Raw genomic sequence first — 19,627 nt, 5'->3', positions numbered from 1 at the left:
CTTCACTGGCTAAAATTACAGGACGCAAATATAAAAGATTACCGCCTAAGTTTGCAAACAATAATCATCTTTTAATTATGCTGAAGTCATTGTTACACTAACAGCTTCAACATCACCACCTATAGGAGGATTAACTTTTGAAACTGTTACCGTCGTAAAAGTAACTTCAGAAAAATCACTTAAAATACGTTCTATGATTCTAAAGCCTACGTTTTCTAAAAGTTTTGCTCTAATTGCCATTTCTTCCTTTACAATGTTGTTTAATGCAACATAATCTATAGTATCATCAAGTTCATCAGTTTGTGCAGCGTGCATTAAATCTGCTTCAACGCGCACATTTACTAGATAATCACTCCCTATTTTTTCTTCTTCAGTAAGGCAGCCGTGATTTGCAAATACACGTATATTTTTTAATTCAATTGTACTCATAATGTTTTTGTTTATTTTTTTATGTGTTCAAGAATGCATCTTTTGAATCTTTATCTCTTCGGAAATTTTAATGCCAGTTACATTTCCGAAGAAAGCCTTTTTTAGCCATTTAAAATATTTTTAAAAAAAGGAACTACTGTAAATATAAAATTTAGTTTGTAGTTGTGTGTTGTAGTTCGCTAGAATTTAACAATAATGGTATCTTTGCGTTGCTTTAAAGCATGCAACATGGAAGAAAAAGAACCGCTTAATTTTATTGAGCAAATCATAGAGAAAGATTTAGAAACTACACACAAAAAAGAGGATTTGTGTTTTAGATTTCCACCAGAACCTAATGGATATTTACACATTGGGCACGCGTCATCTATTTGTTTAAATTTTGGATTAGGGCTGCGTTATAATGCACCAGTTAATCTTAGATTTGATGATACAAACCCTGCAAAAGAAGAACAGGAATTTGTAGATGCAATTAAGAGAGATGTAAGCTGGTTAGGCTTTAATTGGGCAACAGAGTGTTATGCGAGTGATTATTTTCAACAATTGTATGATTGGGCAATTATGCTTATTAAAGATGGAAAAGCGTATGTAGATTCTCAATCTTCTGAGGCTATTGCAGAACAAAAAGGGACGCCAACTCAACAGGGTGTTGATAGTCCATTTCGTAATCGTAGTGTTGAAGAAAATCTTGATTTATTTGAGAAAATGAAAAATGGAGAAGCACCAGAAGGTGCTCATGTTTTGCGTGCTAAGATTGATATGAAATCTACAAACATGTTAATGCGTGATCCCGTAATTTATAGAACATTACATAAGAGTCATCATAGAACGGGAACTGATTGGAAAATATTCCCTATGTATGATTGGACCCACGGTGAAAGTGACTATATAGAACAGGTATCTCATTCTTTTTGTACACTAGAATTTTTACCTCATAGAGAATTATATGACTGGTTTTTAGATCAAATTAGAGATTCAAGTAAATTACGACCAAAACAACGTGAGTTTGCTCGTAGAAATTTAAGTCATACAGTTGTGAGTAAGCGAAAATTAGCTCGTCTGGTTGAAGAGGGTGTTGTTACTGGCTGGGATGATCCAAGAATGCCTACTATTTCTGGCTTACGCCGTAGAGGATACACTCCAGAGTCTATCGTAAATTTTGCAAATGGAATAGGAGTAGGGAAGCGTGATAATTTAATTGATGTATCTAGATTAGAATTTAGTGTGCGTGATGATTTAAATAAAAAAGCCAATAGAGTAATGGCAGTTTTAGATCCAGTAAAAGTTATTATCACTAATTATCCAGAAGATAAAACAGAATGGCTAGATGCTGAAAATAATCAAGAAGATGATAGTGCCGGTTTTAGAAAAGTACCATTTTCAAGAGAGTTATATATTGAAAAAGAGGATTTTAGAGAAGAAGCAAATAAAAAGTTTTTCCGTCTCAAATTAGGGAAAGAAGTTAGATTGAAGAATGCATATATTATTCAAGCTAATGATTGTGTAAAAGATGCAAATGGAAATGTTACCGAGATTCATTGTACTTACGATGAAGACAGTCTTAGTGGAAGTGGAACAGAAGCTTCAATGCGCAAGGTAAAAGGAACATTACATTGGGTTGCAATTAAAGAAGCATTAGAAATAGAAGTACGACTGTATGACCGTTTATTTACGGTTGCCTCACCAGATACACATAAAGAAAAAGATTTTATGGAATTTGTTAATCCAGATTCTTTAGAGGTTATTACAGGATATGCTGAGCCAAGCTTTAAGGAATTACATGTAGAAGATAAAGTACAGTTTCAACGTTTAGGTTATTTTACTGTGGATAAAGACACTACTACAGAAAAAATGGTTTTTAATAAAACGGTAGGTTTAAGAGATTCTTGGGCAAAGCTAGAGTAGCTGTATTTTTAAACTATTTTTAAAATAAAGAGCAAGGCATTTATGCCTTGCTCTTTTAATTTTAACTAATTAATATTTTCTTTAAGAATTTTTAATAAAAATTTACCCTTTTTAAGATAACTTTAAGTCTTATAAATCAACTATTAACCGGTTATTAACAACCACTCGTTTAATCAAGATTTATATTTGTGGTATAAATAAACAATTAACAATCTAAATTCACATACAATGGCATCTAACTCAGGACAAACCTTATTAGCAATATTAACAGGAGCAGCAATAGGAGCTGGTATAGGTATTCTATATGCCCCAGACAAAGGATCTAAAACACGTAATAAAATTACGAAAGAGACTACTAAGCGTCAGAAAGAATTAACTAAACAACTTAAAAAAACAACTGAAGTTCTTGGTGCAAAAGCTAAAGACACAAAGTTGACATTAGAGCAAAAACTTGAAGGTGCTATTTCTTCTGCAAGTTACAAGGCTGATGATGTTCTTTCTGCTTTAGAAAGCAAATTAGAAACTTTAAGAGTTCAAAATGCAAAATTACAAAAAGACGTAAAGGTTGAGCAATTAAAAACTGAAGTGAAAAAAGCGACATCATAATATGCCTTTTAAAGAGCTAACAGACAATATAAATTCTACGAGTGACAAGGCTCAAGAATATTTAGAAAATACGGCGGAGTACTTAAAACTTCGCCTTTTTAAATCTTCTATGAAATTTGCTACGTCTCTAATAAATATGTTATTACTAGGAAGCATAGGAATATTACTCTTCATGTTTTTATCAGTAGGATTAGCACTATACCTTAATACATTACTAGATAGCGCATCAGCTGGATTTTTTATCATAGCTGGTATTTATTTACTTGGATTTATTTTAATAGCGATTTTTGGAAAAAATTTTATTACTAGGAGAATCTTATCTAAATTTTCAGAATTATTAGAAGACAATGATGATGAGGATTTTTCTGCAAAAGACGTTGCTAAAGAAAATATGAAAGAAGTAATGATGGAAAAAGTAATTGAAGAAAAAACAATTTAAATATGTCAAAAAGCTATACCTCTTTTAAAGAAATCGATCTAGAATTAAAACGTTTAAAGCTTCAGTCTGAAATAAGCAAAGAAGAACTTAAGCTAAATTTTCATAGCACCAAGAAAAGTGCATCACCTTCAAATTTAATAGGAGGTATGTTTGGAGGTTTAGTTTCAAGTGGTTTTATTTTTAAACTTTTAATGCCAGTAGCAACATTTGCAATTGGAAAATTGACCGAAAAAAAGGAGAAATAGATTTATTATAAAATATAAAAGCCCGAAATAAAAATATTATTTCGGGCTTTTTTGTGTTTAAAATTTCAACATTAAAACTGAACATCGTCATCATCATAAGAAGACTGTGCTGGTGGCGGCTTGGGACGTGAGCGTTTTTTATTAGTAATTCCTTTTGCCGCATTTGTCTTTTTCATTTCCTCTCCTATCTGATTACTTGCCACAAAACTTGCAATCATATCGTTCAACATATTGCTACCGGCTTGCGGCGAGTTAGGTAATAAAATTAAATTTGTATTTGTTTCTTCACCTATAGATTGTAGCGTATCATAATGCTGGGTTACCACGATTAATGCAGACGCCTCCTGTGAGTTAATCCCCACATTATTTAATACATCAACACTTTCTTCTAATCCGCGAGCAATTTCTCTTCGTTGATCTGCAATACCTTGTCCTTGTAATCGTTTACTTTCAGCTTCGGCGCGTGCTTTTGCCACAATTTTAATTCGTTCAGCTTCAGCTTCATACTCAGCAGCTACTTTCTCGCGTTCTGCTGCATTAATTCTATTCATAGCCTCCTTTACCTGTAAGTCTGGGTCTATGTCTGTTACAAGGGTTTTAATAATGTCATATCCATAATCGCTCATTGCTTCATTTAGTTCTTGCTTTACAGCTATTGCAACATCATCTTTACGCTCAAAAACATCATCAAGTTTCATTTTTGGAACTTCAGCACGCACTACATCAAAAACATAAGAGGTAATTTGATCATGAGGACTTTCTAACTTATAAAAAGCATCGTAAACCTTCTCTTTAATTACTTGAAATTGTACCGAAATTTTAAGGCGTACAAATACGTCGTCTTTTGTTTTAGTCTCTACAAGTACATCAAGTTGTTGTACCTTTAAATTGATACGACCAGCAATCCTATCAAACACAGGTATTTTAAAATGTAAGCCAGAGTTTCTGCTACTTAAAAATTTTCCAAAACGCTCCACCACAGCAGAAGTTTGTTGTTTGACAGTAAATATCCCCGAAAGGAGAATAAAAAATCCAAGAATAAATAATGGAATTAAAAAGACAAATCCGCTCATAGTAATTTATTTAAAGTTTAAATGATTGAAGGTACAAAATTAAAGCTATTTTAGCCTTTTAAAGTATCAATTATGAGTCTTCAAAAAATATTATTTGTTACATTAATATGTTTCATTTGCGCAAACGTTTACAGTCAAAGACGCTATGGAGATGGTGATTATAACCGTATAGGAATAACAGGAGGATTAGCTATTTTTGATATAAACACAGACGACTTTATTACTGAATCCCGCACAGGGTTTATAGGAGGATTTACAACAAGAGGCTCCTACAGAAATAATTTTGACCTTATTTATGGGATTAATTTTGTAAGCAATGAAATAGGAATTTCAGCAATTGGAACAGGAACTAATATAGGCGACCAGCAGTTTATTATTTATACCATTATTGGTGCTCAAATAAATTTTTTAGTGAGTTACAACATTGTAAAACCATATTTATCCATTGAAGTAGGTCCTATGTTACAACTAAATGGAAATATGAAATTAAAAAATGATCGTTTTGCGGATTATAATATCGATGGCTATACAAATCTTACAGCAGAAGATATACAAGACATTTCGCCTATTAATGGTTTGGGGTATGCCGGCTTAAGTGTAGGACTTAAAAGTTTTAAATTATCTGGAGGATATCAATATGGTTTTACAAATACTTTTGCAAAATTGAATGATAAGAATCTAAAAAATGAAGATTTTAAAGGTAATATAGGGAAGATAGTAATTGCTGCAACCGTTTATTTTTAAAAAAATTTTATTGAATTAAAGAGTCCGTTTCGAAATTCACTATGAATTTCAAAACGGACTCTTTAAGTATTACATAATTAAATTATCCTATAAATTTTACTGCCTGCTCAATCCTTGCGATAGTTTCTTCTTTACCAAGTAGCGATGCAATTTCAAAAACATCTGGACCTTTCATTTCGCCAACAAGGGTAAGTCGCAATGGCATCATAACCTTTCCAAAACTCATCTCTTGACTAGTAATCCATCCTTTAACAGCTTCGGAAATGTGACTACTTTCAAAACTGTTCAAACCATTTATAATTGTAGCAACAGAGCTTAAAATTTCGGCTGTGCCTTCTTTAAACGCTTTTCCAGCTGCTTTTTCATCATAAGTAGTAGGGCGTTCAAAAAAGAAACTTCCTTCATCCCAAATATCTTGAACAAATGTTGCTCTTTCCTTTAAAGAAGCTACAATAGGAACAATATTAATAGAGGTAGTGATACCCTTATCCTTCAATAATTTTGAAAATTGAATTGCTAATGTTTCATCGTCAACTTCTTGTAAATACTGTTGTTGAAACCATTTTGTTTTCTCAAAATCAAACTTAGCCCCAGATTTGTTAACGCGTGCCAAATCAAAATCTTTTATCAATTGATCAAGCGTAAAAAGCTCTTGCTCAGTACCTGGATTCCAACCTAAAAATGCTAGCATATTTACAACTGCTTCAGGTAAATAACCATCTTCTTTATAACCTGGAAAAACCTCTCCATTCGCAGTGTTCCAATTTAATGGAAATACTGGAAAACCAAACTTGTCTCCATCTCTTTTGCTTAACTTTCCATTGCCAACAGGCTTTAAGATAAGTGGTAAATGTGCAAATTGTGGCGCATCCCAACCAAATGCTTTATACAACAAAACATGTAAAGCCATAGATGGTAACCATTCTTCTCCACGAATAACATGTGTAATTTTCATTAAATGGTCATCTACAATATTTGCTAGATGATAGGTAGGCATACCATCACTTTTAAAAAGTACTTTATCATCAAGTACATTGGTGTCAATTGTAATACCGCCACGTATTATATCTTTCATGTGTAAAGTCTCACCCTGCGGACTTTTAAATCTTATTACATAAGGTTCTCCAGCATTTATTTTTGCTTGAGTTTCCTCTACAGAAAGCGCTAAAGAGTTTGTTAACTTTAAACGATTATGCCAATTATAGATAAATGTTTTCCCTTGATCTTCGTGATTAGCACGATGTTCGTTGAGTGCATCAGCAGTATCAAATGCGTAATATGCATTGCCAGAAGCAATTAAATCGTCTGCATATTTTAAATATAGATCTTTACGTTCGCTTTGTCTGTAAGGCCCATATCCACCATCTTTTGATGGAGATTCATCAAACGGAATGTGTAGCCAGTTCATAGCTTCCATAATATAATTTTCAGCACCTTCCACATAACGGGTTTGATCTGTATCTTCAATACGAAGAATAAAATCACCACCGTGTTTTTTAGCGAATAAATAATTGAATAAAGCAGTGCGAACACCACCTATATGAAGAGGTCCTGTAGGACTTGGAGCAAAACGTACTCTTACTTTTTGTGACATTGAAAACTAAGTTTTTATTCCCGTGTAAGCGAGAATTTTGTTAAGGAAAATTAGAGTACAAAGATACAATCTACCCTTTGTTTTTCAATGAAAAGACATTAGTGATTATTGAAGTTTAATTTTGCCTAAAATGAGTTATTTTGCTCGAAGCAATTAGGCTAAATGCGAAAATAAGTAACATCGATACTAATAATATATTCTTTGATGCAATTTGGAGTGTTTTTTGCTGTTGAAATAATGTTGTAATTTAGAAGTTCTGTATAATTCAGAAAAAAGATATGAGTTCATTTACGCTGATCCAGCAAAAGCTGGAACAATTTATAAAAAAATATTATACAAATGAGTTAATTAAAGGAGCAATCCTTTTTTTTGCTATTGGTCTTCTATACTTATTAATCACATTATTGGTTGAGTATTTTTTATGGCTCAGTCCTTTGGGGAGAACTATTCTCTTCTGGACTTTTGTTATTGTAGAAGCAGCACTCTTTGTAAGGTTTATTGCTTTTCCGCTAGCTAAGTTATTTAAACTTCAACAAGGAATTACAAATGAGGAAGCTTCAAAAATAATTGGGAACCACTTTCCACAGGTAAGCGATAAGTTACTTAATGTTATACAATTAAATCAAAATCAACGTGAGAGTGAGTTGCTTGCTGCAAGTATTGACCAAAAAGCAGACGAAATTGAACCAGTACCATTTAAGAGTGCAATTAATTTTAAGAAGAATGCTAAGTATTTAAAGTATGCAGCAATTCCGGTTTTGATTTTTGCTTTAATAAGTGTTTTTGGAAATGAAGACACCTTTAGTAGTAGTTATGACCGTGTTGTTAATTATGATACTGCTTATGAGCCACCTGCTCCATTTAGCTTTTTCGTGGTTAATAATTCTTTAAATGCTGTTGAGAATAAACCCTTTACAGTCCAAGTAAGGACAGAGGGTGAGGCAATCCCAGAGAATGCCAGTATTGTGTACAATACTGAAACCTATTTTCTTCAACAAACAGCCCCAGGAATTTTTGAATATACTTTTTTGCAACCTAACACTCCAGTAGATTTTAAACTTAAAGCAAATAAAGTAACGTCTAAAGAATACACTTTAGATGTAGTAAAAGTCCCCTCATTATTGGGTTTTGATATGGTGTTGAATTACCCGAACTATACAGGTAGAAAAGATGAGGTGCTTAAAAGTACAGGAAATGCCACTGTACCAGAAGGAACTTCAGTTACCTGGAGAGTTGCTGCAAAAAACACTACAGAGGTTTCTTTAAAAACGCGAGATACTACATACCTCTTTTCCGAAGAGAAACAGCAGTTTGACCTAATTAAGGGTATTTATTCTAAGCTTGATTATGCAATTACAACGTCCAATAAAAATTTAAAAGATTACGAGAACTTATCTTTTACACTAGGCGTTATTAAAGATGAATATCCTGAAATTGAAGTACAATCTAGGCAGGATAGTTTAGAAAGTCAAAGGATTTATTTTTTAGGACAGGTGAGTGATGATTATGGACTAACAAAATTACAAATTGTATATTATCCTGACGGAAATGAGGCGGCAAAACAAGTTGCGACTTTGCCCTTAAACAAAAGTAATTTTGATCAGTTTACATATGCATTTCCGGGTGATTTAAATTTAACCCAAGGTGTTGCATATGAGTACTTTTTTGAGGTGTTTGATAATGACCAGATTCATAATTTTAAGTCTAGTAAATCTGCGATTTATAATTTTAGAAAATTGACTGAAGACGAATTGCAGAACGAACAATTACAAAATCAAGAAAATGCCATTAAAGGGATGGATAAAGCACTTGAAGAAATGAAAAAGCAAGACAAGCGTCTTGAGGAAATTGAGAAACTGCAGAAAGAAAAGGAGGAGCTTAATTGGAATGATAAGAAAAAATTAGAAGATGTAATTAAGCGTCAAAAGCAACAAGAGCAAATGATGCAAAAATTCTCAAAAGAATTAAAAGAGAATCTTGAAAATTTTCAACCAGAAAATGAAGAGAAAGACCCTTTTAAAGAACAACTAGAAGAACGCTTAGAAAAGAATCAAAAAAAGCTTGAAGAAAATGAAAAACTACTGGAAGAATTAGAAAAGCTTCAAGAAAAACTATCTAAAGAAGAACTTACCGAAAAAATTGAGAAGGTTTCTAAACAAAATAAAAATCAAGAGAAAAACCTTGAGCAGTTACTTGAGCTGACAAAGCGTTATTATGTAGAAAAGAAAACCGAAAAACTAGCTGAAGAATTATTCAAATTGGGAGAAGAGCAAGAAAAATTAGCTGATGAACCAAAAGAAAAAAACACAAAAGAAAAACAAGAAAAACTTAATGAAAAGTTTGAAAAGTATAAAGAAGAACTTGAAAAGCTAAAGAAAGAAAATGATGATTTAAAAGCACCCATGGAAATCCCAGAAGATAAAGTTGGGGAAGAAATTATTGACAAAGAGCAGGATAATGCATCAGATAAATTAGAAAAAGGAGATAAAGAAGGAGCTCAAAAAAGTCAAAAAAATGCTGGCAAGAAAATGAAGCAAATGGGACAGCAAATGCAATCTTCTATGTCTGGTGGACAACAAGAACAAATGGAAGAAGATGTTGAAATGTTACGACAAATCCTTGATAATCTTGTAGTATTTTCTTTTCGTCAAGAAGACTTAATGGAAGATTTTAAAATTACAGATTACGGAAATCCAGTGTTTGGAAAACGGTTAAATTTTCAAAATGATTTAAAGCAAAATTTTCAACACATAGATGACAGTTTGTTCTCATTATCATTAAGACAACCTATGATAAGTGAAGAAATTAATGAATCACTTACTGAGGTTCAATATAATATTGACAAGTCAATGGAACGCCTTGCAGAAAACCAGTTAAGACAAGGTATAAGCAACCAGCAATATACTGTTACAGGAACTAACGAACTTGCAAATATGTTAGCTAATATGCTTACAAGTATGCAAAATCAAATGAATGCTAGTGGCAGTGGTAGTGGAGGAAAAGGAAAGCCTAGTCCTGGTGAAGGAGGAGGTGGTCAGGGATTCCAACTTCCAGATATTATTGAAAAACAAAAAAGCTTAGGTGAAAAAATGAAAGAGGGAGTGGGGAAAGGTGAAAAAGAAGGTAAAGAAGGAGAGGGTGAAGGTGAAGGTCAAGGAGAAGGCGAAGGTGAAGGTGAAGGTGAAGGGAATGGTAATGGTGGAGAGAATGGAAATAATGGAAATGGAAATAATGATGGTCAAGGCAAAGAAGGTGAGGGAAAAGGGGAAAGTGAAAATAACGATGGAGAACTATTTGAGATTTATAAGCAACAACAACAACTACGACAACAGTTAGAAGATAAACTTAGTAAAGAAGGATTTGATGGCAAAGGAGGCGATTTAATAAAAAAAATGGAAGGTATTGAAGAACAATTATTGGATAAAGGTTTTAATCAACGCACACTTGAAAAGATGCTAAATTTACAATATGAATTGTTGAAATTAGAAGAAGCAGACTTTGAACAAGGTCAAGACACGAAGCGTGAATCTCAAACAAATAATTTGAATTTTAATAACACAATTAGAATGTCTCCTGAGGACATAAAAAAGTATTTTAATACTACTGAAATTTTAAACAGGGAAGCGCTACCGCTTCGACAAGAATATAAGCAAAAAGTACAAACCTATTTTAAGAAAGACAATGATTAGTTTTTATAGCGAAACAGATTTTATAATTGGAAATGAATCTAATGTTAAAAATTGGATTATTGATATTATTGAGTCTGAAGGGTTTGATGAAGGTGACATTGGATATATTTTTTGTGATGATAACTATTTGCATAAAATGAATGTCGAGTTTTTAGATCATGATACATTAACAGATATTATTAGCTTTGATTATTCAATGGGTAAACAAATTCATGGCGAAATTTATATTAGTATTGACCGTGTTAAGGAAAATGCAGAGGAATTTAATGCAATGTTTGTTGATGAATTACACCGTGTAATTATTCACGGTATTTTACATTATTGTGGCTACAAAGATAAAACCTCAAGTGATGCTGTATTAATGAGATCTAAAGAAAACGAAGCCCTTTCAAAGAGAAACTTTGTCTAGTTTCTTGAAAATCAAATAACTATATATTTAACTTATTGATTATAAGTAATTTAACTATCTTTGCGCCCGCATAATTAAATCATTGGTTAATCGTTTATGTTTTAAGCCGATATATGCTATAATAAAATAGTATTTCACAGATTGTTCCACGTGGAACAATGTATACCTAGAGAATATGTTTGAAAAAGAATATGATGTAATAGTTGTGGGAGGTGGCCATGCTGGTTCTGAAGCTGCTGCTTCTGCTGCTAATATGGGTTCTAAAACCCTGTTAATTACTATGAATTTACAAAACATTGCACAAATGTCTTGTAATCCAGCAATGGGTGGTATTGCAAAAGGTCAAATTGTACGTGAAATTGATGCACTTGGTGGTTATAGCGGAATTATAAGTGATAAAAGTGCTATACAGTTTAAGATGCTAAACAAATCAAAAGGACCTGCAATGTGGAGCCCAAGAGTTCAAAGTGACCGTATGCGTTTTGCTGAAGAATGGAGAATGATGTTAGAGCAAACTAAAAACCTAGACTTTTACCAAGAGATGGTTTCTGGGATTTTAATTGAAGGAGATCGCATTGTCGGAGTTAGGACATCGTTGGGTTTGGAAGTTAGAGGTAAAACAGTTGTTCTTACAAATGGAACTTTTTTAAATGGGTTAATTCATATTGGCGAAAAACAATTTGGTGGTGGAAGGGCCGGTGAAAGAGCAGCGCATGGCATTACTAAAGAGTTAGTAGATTTAGGTTTTGAATCAGGAAGAATGAAAACAGGAACACCTCCAAGAGTGGACGGAAGGTCTCTAGATTTCTCTAAAATGATTGTACAACCAGGTGATCAAAACCCTGAAAAGTTTTCTTATTTAAAGTCAACACAGCCTTTAAAAGAACAACGCGATTGTCACATGAGCCACACAAGCCAGGAAGTTCACGATATGCTTAAGGAAGGTTTTGATAGGTCACCTATGTTCAATGGATCTATTAAGAGTATTGGGCCTCGTTACTGTCCGTCAATTGAAGATAAAATAAATCGTTTTGCAGATAAAAGTAGTCATCAATTATTTGTTGAACCAGAAGGATGGAATACAGTCGAATATTATATTAATGGGTTTTCAACGTCTCTACCTGAGGATGTTCAATTTAAAGCATTGAGAAAAGTAAAAGGTTTCGAAAATGTAAAATTTTTTAGACCTGGCTATGCTATAGAATATGATTACTTCCCACCTACACAATTAAAGCATACCTTAGAGACTAAAATAATTTCAGGATTATTTTTTGCTGGTCAAATTAATGGAACAACTGGATATGAAGAAGCAGCTTCCCAAGGATTAATGGCAGGAATAAATGCACATTTAAAAGTAAGAGAAAAAGAAGCTTTTATTCTTAAACGTAACGAAGCTTACATAGGTGTTTTAATTGATGATTTAATTACAAAGGGAACAGAAGAGCCTTACAGAATGTTTACCTCAAGAGCTGAGTACAGAACATTATTAAGACAAGATAACGCAGACTTTAGGCTTACGCCTATGGCACATAAAATAGGTTTAGCATCTGATGAACGTCTTAGATTGATGGAAGATAAAAAAGAAAAAAGCGATGCTTTTGTTCAATTTTTTAAAGACACAAGTGTAATTCCAGAAGTGATAAACCCTATTTTAGAACGTAATAATTCTACTCCTGTTAAACAAAGTGACAAACTTTTTAAATCATTTTCAAGACCAAATATTTCTATGGATGATATGCTTGATGTTGAAGATGTAAGTCTTTTTGTCAAAAGTAACAATCTTGATCACGAAGTATTACAACAAACGGAAGTACAGGTAAAATATGCAGGGTATATAGCTAAGGAGAAAAACAATGCTGATAAGCTCAATAGGTTAGAGGGTATTAGGATTCCAGATAATTTTGATTATACAAAACTTAAATCATTGTCATTTGAAGCCAGAGAGAAACTTAGTAGTATACGACCAGTATCATTATCTCAAGCTTCTCGTATAAGTGGTGTTTCACCAAACGATATTTCAGTAATGCTTGTATTTATGGGGCGTTAAAGAGTTGTTTCACGTGGAACATTGTTTTAAAAGATGTTTTTTTAAAACTATAATCAATTTATATTTCCGAAATTTTTCAAACTTAGAGTAGTTTAAAATTTAAAATCAATCCTACAATTATATTAAAGTTGTGATTAAAAAAAGCCAAAACATATACATTAAGACACAAGATTATTTTAAATCTGGTGAGTCTTTTGAGTTATTATTTGATGAACATTATCAAATGCTAGTCACATTTCCGCAGCCTGTAAATGAAAATTTGGAATTTTATTATGAGAGTGATGACTACATTTCGCATACAGATACTAAAAAAGGAATTATGCCTTTTCTATATCAAAAAGTTAAGTTTTACTCTTTAAATAAAAAAATTGCCCTTATAAACTCTATGGTCCCTTTAAAAGGAAAACTCTTAGACATTGGAGCGGGCACAGGGGATTTCTGCAAAGCCGCATTAAATAAATCTTGGGATGTAAGTGGAGTGGAACCAAGTAAAAAAGCAAGAGAAATTGCTTTGGAAAAAGGAGTACCTCTTTCAAAATCATTAGCAGATTATAAAGGACAGCTTTTTGATGTAATTACTTTATGGCATGTATTAGAACATTTACCAAATCTTGATGAGCAAATTCAAAACATAAAAATATTATTGAAACCTAATGGTATTTTAATTATTGCAGTCCCAAATTATAATTCTTACGATGCTATGTATTATAAGGAGTATTGGGCTGCGTATGATGTTCCAAGACACCTTTGGCATTTTTCACGAGAAAGTATGAAAGTTCTTTTTGGAAATTCTTTAAAGTTGTTAAAAATCAAACCAATGATTTTTGATTCGTTTTACGTGAGTTTACTTTCTGAAAAATATAAATCAGGATCTTCTTTTTCATTGAAAGCACTATTCGTTGGTTTATTATCAAATATTAAGGCAATTTCATCAAAAGAATATTCATCACTAATTTATTGCTTCCAAAAACCAAAATAAAAGCCTTTATTCGGCGATATGTCACTACTAAATCCCAAACAAAGCGGATGGGTTTAAAGCAGCTTTAAAACGCCTTATTTTAAGCCTTGTTTAATAGAAAATACTAATAGCTTTTGTTGTCTAAATAAGTATTGTCTATGCTATTGTTTTGCATGAATAAGCCTTGTCAATTTTATAGATAAATCTGTAAAAATTATTTTTGCATTCCCATTTCGTTCAATATGATAAGAAGCATCTTCAAGTGCACTTTGAATTTCAAATATATTATTCTGGTGTATAAATGGTGCAAATTTATCAATTGAAAATCCTGTATCTTCAGCTTCAAAGAAAAGTAAGCTATCTGCTTTGTAATTTTTTAATAACGCTTGTCTAAAAGTTTCACTACAATAGGATAGAAGTTTTTTTTGAGTTTCCCTTCCTTCTTTGGCTAAATCATCGCTCCATAAAATCAAACCTCTAATGGCTTTTTTATTTCCTTTAGCTTTAAAAGCGGTTCTAACCCACGAAACAAACCATTTTTCAAACACCACATCATTACCGTCTTCCGCTAAAATATGTAATGCATTTTTATAATCGCCGTTAGATAATTGGCTTATTTTTAGTGCTTTTTTTGTTTCAACTTGCTTGTTATTAATTAGTTCTGTCGCAATTTGCTCTTCAGATAATAGAGGAAATTGTAGTTTTTGACATCTTGAACGAATTGTTCCAATAATCTTTTCTTCTTGCTCTGTAAGTAACAACAATACGGTCTTCTCCGGTGGCTCCTCAACTAATTTTAAAATTTTGTTAGAGCATTCTGTATTCATGCGGTCTGCCATCCATACAATGACAATCTTATAACCTCCTTCGTAAGATTTTAATGACAAAATTTTTAGCATTTCTTTTGCCTCATCTACCTTTATATTACCCTGCTTTTTTTCAATACCTATTGCCTCATGCCATTGATATAAAGAATTATAAGGGTTTTCAGCAACAAAATCACGCCACTCTGCTAAAAAACTGCTAGATACAGCATGCTTTTTAATGGTATCGTTAGTACTTACAGGATATACAAAATGTAAATCTGGATGAGCAAGTTGTTGAATTTTTTGTTTACACGCATTATATGCAGTAGAATCTATCTCATGATTACTACATAAAATAGCTTGAGAATAAGCAATTGCCATAGGTAAAATACCACTCCCTGTTTTTCCAACAAATAATTGAGCGTGCGGAATTCGTCCATTCTCAACACTTTTTTTAAGATGACTTTGCAAGTGATTCTGTCCTACAACCTGAGTAAATTCCATGCGCAAATTTACTTAAATCTGTCCAAAGCACAACTCCATATAATTACCTCTTAAAAGCCACTAAAAACTGTATATTTGTCTATAAAATTCTTGTTATGAAAACAGTAAACGACTTCAATTTTTCAGATAAAAAAGCACTAATTCGTGTAGATTTCAATGTCCCTTTAGATGATGACTTTCAAGTAACTGATGCTACTAGGATAGAGGCAGCAAAGCCGACAATTATTAAAATTCTTGAAGATGGAGGAAGCTGTGTTTTAATGTCACATTTAGGACGTCCCAAAAACAAAGAAGCAGAATTTTCGTTACAGCATATTGTAAAAACCGCATCATCAATTTTAGGAATAAATATAAAATTTGTAGCTAATTGCATTGGTGAAGTTGCTGAAAACGCAGTTGCTACTTTACAACCTGGCGAAATTTTATTGTTAGAAAATTTACGTTATCATGAGGAAGAAGCAAAGGGGAACAGAGCATTTGCAGAAAAACTCTCAAAACTAGGAGATATTTATGTTAATGACGCTTTTGGTACAGCACATCGAGCACATGCTTCGACCGCAATAATTGCAGAGTTTTTCCCAAAAAATAAATGTTTCGGACTTTTATTGGCTTCGGAAATTTTAAACTTAAAAAAAGTTTTAGAAGAACCACAAAAACCATTGACAGCCATAATTGGAGGGGCAAAAGTTTCTTCAAAAATCACTGTAATTGAAAACATTCTTGACAAGGTTGACCATTTAATTATAGGTGGAGGAATGGCTTTTACATTTATAAAAGCACAAGGCGGAGCAATTGGAAATTCGTTAGTAGAAGAGGATAAGCAAGAATTAGCTTTAGAAATTTTAGAACTTGCAAAACAAAAAGGAGTAGAGGTACATTTGCCAGTAGACGCTGTTGTTGCAGATAGCTTTTCTGAGTTTGCTAGCACACAAGAGAGTCCTATTAATAAAATTGCTGAAGGTTGGATGGGTCTAGATTCTGGTTCAAAATCAAATGAGAATTTTGCGTCGGTTATCAAAAACTCTAAAACTATTTTATGGAATGGTCCCGTGGGAGTTTTTGAAATGGAGCCTTTTGCAAAAGGAACAATTTCGTTAGGAAATGCAATAGCAGAAGCCACTAAAAATGGAGCGTTTTCACTTGTAGGAGGAGGAGATTCTGTGGCTGCAGTAAAACAATTTAACCTTGGAAATAAGGTAAGTTATGTTTCAACTGGAGGAGGTGCAATGTTAGAGATGCTTGAGGGAAAAACATTACCAGGTATTGCTGCCATTGTAGATTAAAGCGTCTACTTAATTATTTATCTTTAAACACTTTCATTGTTGAAATTTCGTTGAAATATCTATGAATAAAACACTTTACATATTAGGATTTATGCTTTCCTTTTCAGCTATTGGGCAGAATGATTCTATTCCGGTATCAGAAAATCCAAATGTTGTAATCCAACAAGTAAACTCCAACGCATCTAATATTTCCGAAGAAAACAAAACGCAATTAAAGCCAAAAATAGACTCAATACGTCCTGTAAAAATTCAAATTGTAGACACAATTAAAGTACAAGGAATGAGTGGTGATTTGCCCTCAACTGCAGTAGCCACTCAGGTAAAAGACACGATGCTTTTTTTATTAGAAGATATGTCAAAAGCACGTAGACTAGATAGTGCTTGGCTTAAAGAACTATATACATCAAATCACTTTGAGGATATTTATGGAAGTATAACAAATATGACTTATGAGCCTATTGCGTATGAAGAGTTACCTACAGAAGTTCTTAAACAGCGGCTTGCTGAGCTCAATGCTAGGACACCATTTAATGTAGAATATAATGCCTCCTTAGAAAGTGTTATAAAAAACTATCTTAAAAACCGTCGCCGTACCATGGGTAAGTTGATGGGGATGGCAGATTATTATTTTCCTATGTTTGAAGAGGCTCTTGACAAATATAATTTACCATTAGAAATCAAATATCTTGCTATTGTAGAAAGTGCATTAAGACCTACTGCAGAGTCAAGAGTAGGGGCAACAGGGCTTTGGCAATTTATGTTTAGCACGGGAAAAATGTTTGGTCTTGATGTAAATAGTTATGTTGATGAGCGCAGCGATCCTTTAAAAGCAACTGAAGCTGCTTGTAAATATCTTGAAGCTTTGTATGCTAGATTAGGGGATTGGGATTTAGCATTAGCTGCATACAACTCTGGTCCCGGAAATGTTTCAAAAGCAATAAGAAGATCTGGAGGGCACACAAACTACTGGAATATTAGACCCCATCTTCCACGTGAGACGGCAGGTTATTTACCGGCTTTTTTAGCAACAATGTACATTTTTGAATATGCTGATGAACACGGTTTTAAAAGTGAGGGACCTCAAATTCCATATATAGCGACAGACACAATTCATGTAAAAAAACAAATTTCGTTAGAACAAATAGCGACGGTGGCCTCAATGGATTTAGCGGAGCTAGAATTTTTAAACCCTTCATACAAGCTAGGTATCATCCCTATTGTTAAAGATGAAGTTTATACACTAAGATTGCCAGTAGATGTGATTGGGAAATTTGTTGAAAATGAAGATGCGATTTATGCCTATGCACAAGCCGAATTTGATAAAAGAGAAAAACCTTTTGATGAGGTTGTAAATGTAGGAAGTAAAATTCGCTATCGTGTAAAGAGTGGTGATTTTCTTGGTAAAATAGCAAATAGGTACGGAGTTAAAGTGAGTGATATTAAACGATGGAATGGTTTACGAAATAATAATTTAAGAATAGGGCAGAGGTTGACAATTCATCCACGTAAACAAGTAGCCTCAGCTAAGACAGAAAAAAGGGTGCGTAACGTTACGAAAGATCCAAATGCAAAGACATATATTGTTAAAAACGGAGATTCTTTATGGAGTATTTCACAAAAATTTCCAGGGGTTACTGTAGATAATATTAAAAAGTGGAACGATATTAGTAGCAGTAAACTAAAGGTCGGGATGGCTCTTAAAATTTTATAATTATGAAGACGATTTATTTTGCCATTGTGGCGCTAGTTTTGTTTGTATCCTGTGATAACGGAAACGGTAAAAAATACAAGCAAGAGTCTTTAGGAAACATAAATACACTTCAAGTCATTATGACTAATGTTTTGTGGCAAGATAGCGTAGGAGAAGTTGTTCGCAAAAGGTTTGCGTCACCAGCTTACGGACTTCCACAGGATGAACCTATTTTTTCTATGAACCAAATGCCGCCAGAAACATACAGTGGTTTTGCTAGAAAATATCGTCTTTTTTTACATGCTACAATTGCAGATAAAGATACAGTTGCTATTAGGAAAAACCCATATGCAAAACCACAAGTGGGCGCGTTTATTACTTCAACATCACAAGAAGGCCTTATTAAACTCATTAATACAAATTACGAAAGCATTATAAAAGCATATCAGTCAGCCGAAATTAAGGAACGTCAGCGACGCACACGCATTTCTTTAAGGAATACAGATTCATTAAAAGAAGACCTTGGTATTAAGCTAGAAATACCTTCGGCATATAAAATTTCAAAATCTGAGAAAGATTTTTATTGGATGCAGAAAAAATTAAAACATGGAACAACAAATGTTATTGTTTATGAAGTTCCTTTAAATCAAATTCCAAGCGACAGTACAACCATAGGCGCCATTATCAAAATGAGAGATTCTATAGGGATTAATAAAATGCCAGTGGAGGATGATGGTCAATTTATAACCGAAGAGGCCTATGCCCCCTATCTTTTTGAGAGCAAAATCGATGGAAAATTTGCATGGGAAACTAAGGGTACTTGGGAAGTCAAAGGACGTTATATGGCAGGTCCATTTGTAAATTTTGCTATTCGTGATGAGAAAAATAATCGTTATATAGTCATTGAAGGTTTTACGCACGCACCATCAGTTGCAAAGCGTGATTTGCAATTTGAATTAGAATCAATTTTAAGGTCTGCGAAGATTGATTAATCAAATAATTTCTTCTGAAATATTAATTGATTTATAATTTCTTATCAAAGAGTATTAGTAGAAAATAAATTAAAAACTACTTTAAAAAGAAGAATGTTTTGGAGTGGTTTTTTGATTTAAACATTAGCTGACTTTATTGTATTTTACACAAAATCAATGTGTTTGCTAAAAAAATCATTCGTTTACTAATTTTTTTTGATGGGTTTATATTAGGCAT

16 protein-coding genes are annotated in these 19,627 nt (G+C 33.0%); 12 read left to right on the top strand and 4 right to left on the bottom strand.

Annotated features, from left to right (window positions below):
- Positions 1 to 75: 75 nt before the first annotated feature.
- A complete protein-coding gene (gene folB / locus GB234_RS01920) occupies positions 76 to 429 on the bottom strand; it encodes a dihydroneopterin aldolase (protein WP_151892817.1) in 354 nt (117 codons plus the stop codon).
- Between the two features lie 228 nt (positions 430 to 657).
- Here folB and GB234_RS01915 point away from each other — a divergent pair, with 228 nt between their 5' ends.
- From GB234_RS01915 to GB234_RS01900, 4 genes are all read left to right on the top strand, one after another.
- Positions 658 to 2,331 carry a glutamine--tRNA ligase/YqeY domain fusion protein gene (locus GB234_RS01915; protein ID WP_151892816.1) on the top strand — a complete coding sequence of 558 codons (1,674 nt, stop codon included), beginning with the start codon at positions 658 to 660 and terminating at the stop codon, positions 2,329 to 2,331.
- A gap of 228 nt (positions 2,332 to 2,559) precedes the next feature.
- Positions 2,560 to 2,937: a YtxH domain-containing protein gene (locus GB234_RS01910; protein ID WP_151892815.1), complete on the top strand. Its 378-nt coding sequence runs from the start codon at positions 2,560 to 2,562 to the stop codon at positions 2,935 to 2,937.
- Position 2,938: 1 nt separating this feature from the next.
- Positions 2,939 to 3,376, top strand: coding sequence for a hypothetical protein (locus GB234_RS01905; RefSeq protein WP_151892814.1), 438 nt, complete (start codon positions 2,939 to 2,941; stop codon positions 3,374 to 3,376).
- 2 nt (positions 3,377 to 3,378) lie between these two features.
- Positions 3,379 to 3,621, top strand: coding sequence for a DUF6327 family protein (locus GB234_RS01900; RefSeq protein ID WP_151892813.1), 243 nt, complete (start codon positions 3,379 to 3,381; stop codon positions 3,619 to 3,621).
- A 71-nt stretch (positions 3,622 to 3,692) separates the two neighbouring features.
- Here GB234_RS01900 and GB234_RS01895 read toward each other — a convergent pair whose 3' ends face one another.
- Complete coding sequence (locus GB234_RS01895; protein WP_151892812.1) at positions 3,693 to 4,694, bottom strand: SPFH domain-containing protein; 1,002 nt, start codon at positions 4,692 to 4,694, stop codon at positions 3,693 to 3,695.
- 72 nt (positions 4,695 to 4,766) lie between these two features.
- Here GB234_RS01895 and GB234_RS01890 point away from each other — a divergent pair, with 72 nt between their 5' ends.
- Positions 4,767 to 5,438, top strand: coding sequence for a hypothetical protein (locus GB234_RS01890; RefSeq protein ID WP_151892811.1), 672 nt, complete (start codon positions 4,767 to 4,769; stop codon positions 5,436 to 5,438).
- An 82-nt stretch (positions 5,439 to 5,520) separates the two neighbouring features.
- Here GB234_RS01890 and gltX read toward each other — a convergent pair whose 3' ends face one another.
- Positions 5,521 to 7,032: a glutamate--tRNA ligase gene (gene gltX / locus GB234_RS01885; protein ID WP_151892810.1), complete on the bottom strand. Its 1,512-nt coding sequence runs from the start codon at positions 7,030 to 7,032 to the stop codon at positions 5,521 to 5,523.
- A gap of 278 nt (positions 7,033 to 7,310) precedes the next feature.
- Between gltX and GB234_RS01880 the strand changes: the two genes are divergently transcribed.
- The 4 genes from GB234_RS01880 (at position 7,311) to GB234_RS01865 (ending at position 14,156) form a co-directional block, all read left to right on the top strand.
- Positions 7,311 to 10,721: a DUF4175 family protein gene (locus tag GB234_RS01880; RefSeq protein ID WP_151892809.1), complete on the top strand. Its 3,411-nt coding sequence runs from the start codon at positions 7,311 to 7,313 to the stop codon at positions 10,719 to 10,721.
- A complete protein-coding gene (gene ybeY / locus GB234_RS01875) occupies positions 10,714 to 11,130 on the top strand; it encodes an rRNA maturation RNase YbeY (RefSeq protein WP_151892808.1) in 417 nt (138 codons plus the stop codon). The genes GB234_RS01880 and ybeY overlap by 8 nt, the downstream gene beginning before the upstream one ends.
- Before the next feature lie 175 nt (positions 11,131 to 11,305).
- Entirely contained in the window at positions 11,306 to 13,177 is a 1,872-nt protein-coding gene (gene mnmG / locus GB234_RS01870; protein WP_151892807.1) for a tRNA uridine-5-carboxymethylaminomethyl(34) synthesis enzyme MnmG, read from the top strand.
- 130 nt (positions 13,178 to 13,307) lie between these two features.
- Positions 13,308 to 14,156 (top strand): class I SAM-dependent methyltransferase, encoded by an 849-nt coding sequence (locus GB234_RS01865; protein ID WP_235906037.1) that lies wholly within the window; start codon positions 13,308 to 13,310, stop codon positions 14,154 to 14,156.
- A gap of 140 nt (positions 14,157 to 14,296) precedes the next feature.
- Here GB234_RS01865 and GB234_RS01860 read toward each other — a convergent pair whose 3' ends face one another.
- Positions 14,297 to 15,445 carry a DNA polymerase III subunit gene (locus GB234_RS01860; protein ID WP_151892806.1) on the bottom strand — a complete coding sequence of 383 codons (1,149 nt, stop codon included), beginning with the start codon at positions 15,443 to 15,445 and terminating at the stop codon, positions 14,297 to 14,299.
- Positions 15,446 to 15,540: 95 nt separating this feature from the next.
- Here GB234_RS01860 and GB234_RS01855 point away from each other — a divergent pair, with 95 nt between their 5' ends.
- From GB234_RS01855 to GB234_RS01845, 3 genes are all read left to right on the top strand, one after another.
- Positions 15,541 to 16,728 carry a phosphoglycerate kinase gene (locus GB234_RS01855; RefSeq protein ID WP_151892805.1) on the top strand — a complete coding sequence of 396 codons (1,188 nt, stop codon included), beginning with the start codon at positions 15,541 to 15,543 and terminating at the stop codon, positions 16,726 to 16,728.
- Positions 16,729 to 16,789: 61 nt separating this feature from the next.
- A complete protein-coding gene (locus GB234_RS01850) occupies positions 16,790 to 18,439 on the top strand; it encodes a lytic transglycosylase domain-containing protein (protein WP_235906036.1) in 1,650 nt (549 codons plus the stop codon).
- 2 nt (positions 18,440 to 18,441) lie between these two features.
- Positions 18,442 to 19,410 carry a DUF4837 family protein gene (locus GB234_RS01845; protein ID WP_151892804.1) on the top strand — a complete coding sequence of 323 codons (969 nt, stop codon included), beginning with the start codon at positions 18,442 to 18,444 and terminating at the stop codon, positions 19,408 to 19,410.
- Positions 19,411 to 19,627: the final 217 nt, after the last annotated feature.

This window comes from Patiriisocius marinistellae, assembly GCF_009014635.1.
GTDB lineage: Bacteria > Bacteroidota > Bacteroidia > Flavobacteriales > Flavobacteriaceae > Patiriisocius > Patiriisocius marinistellae.
This window is presented reverse-complemented; position numbering and strand designations above follow the sequence as displayed.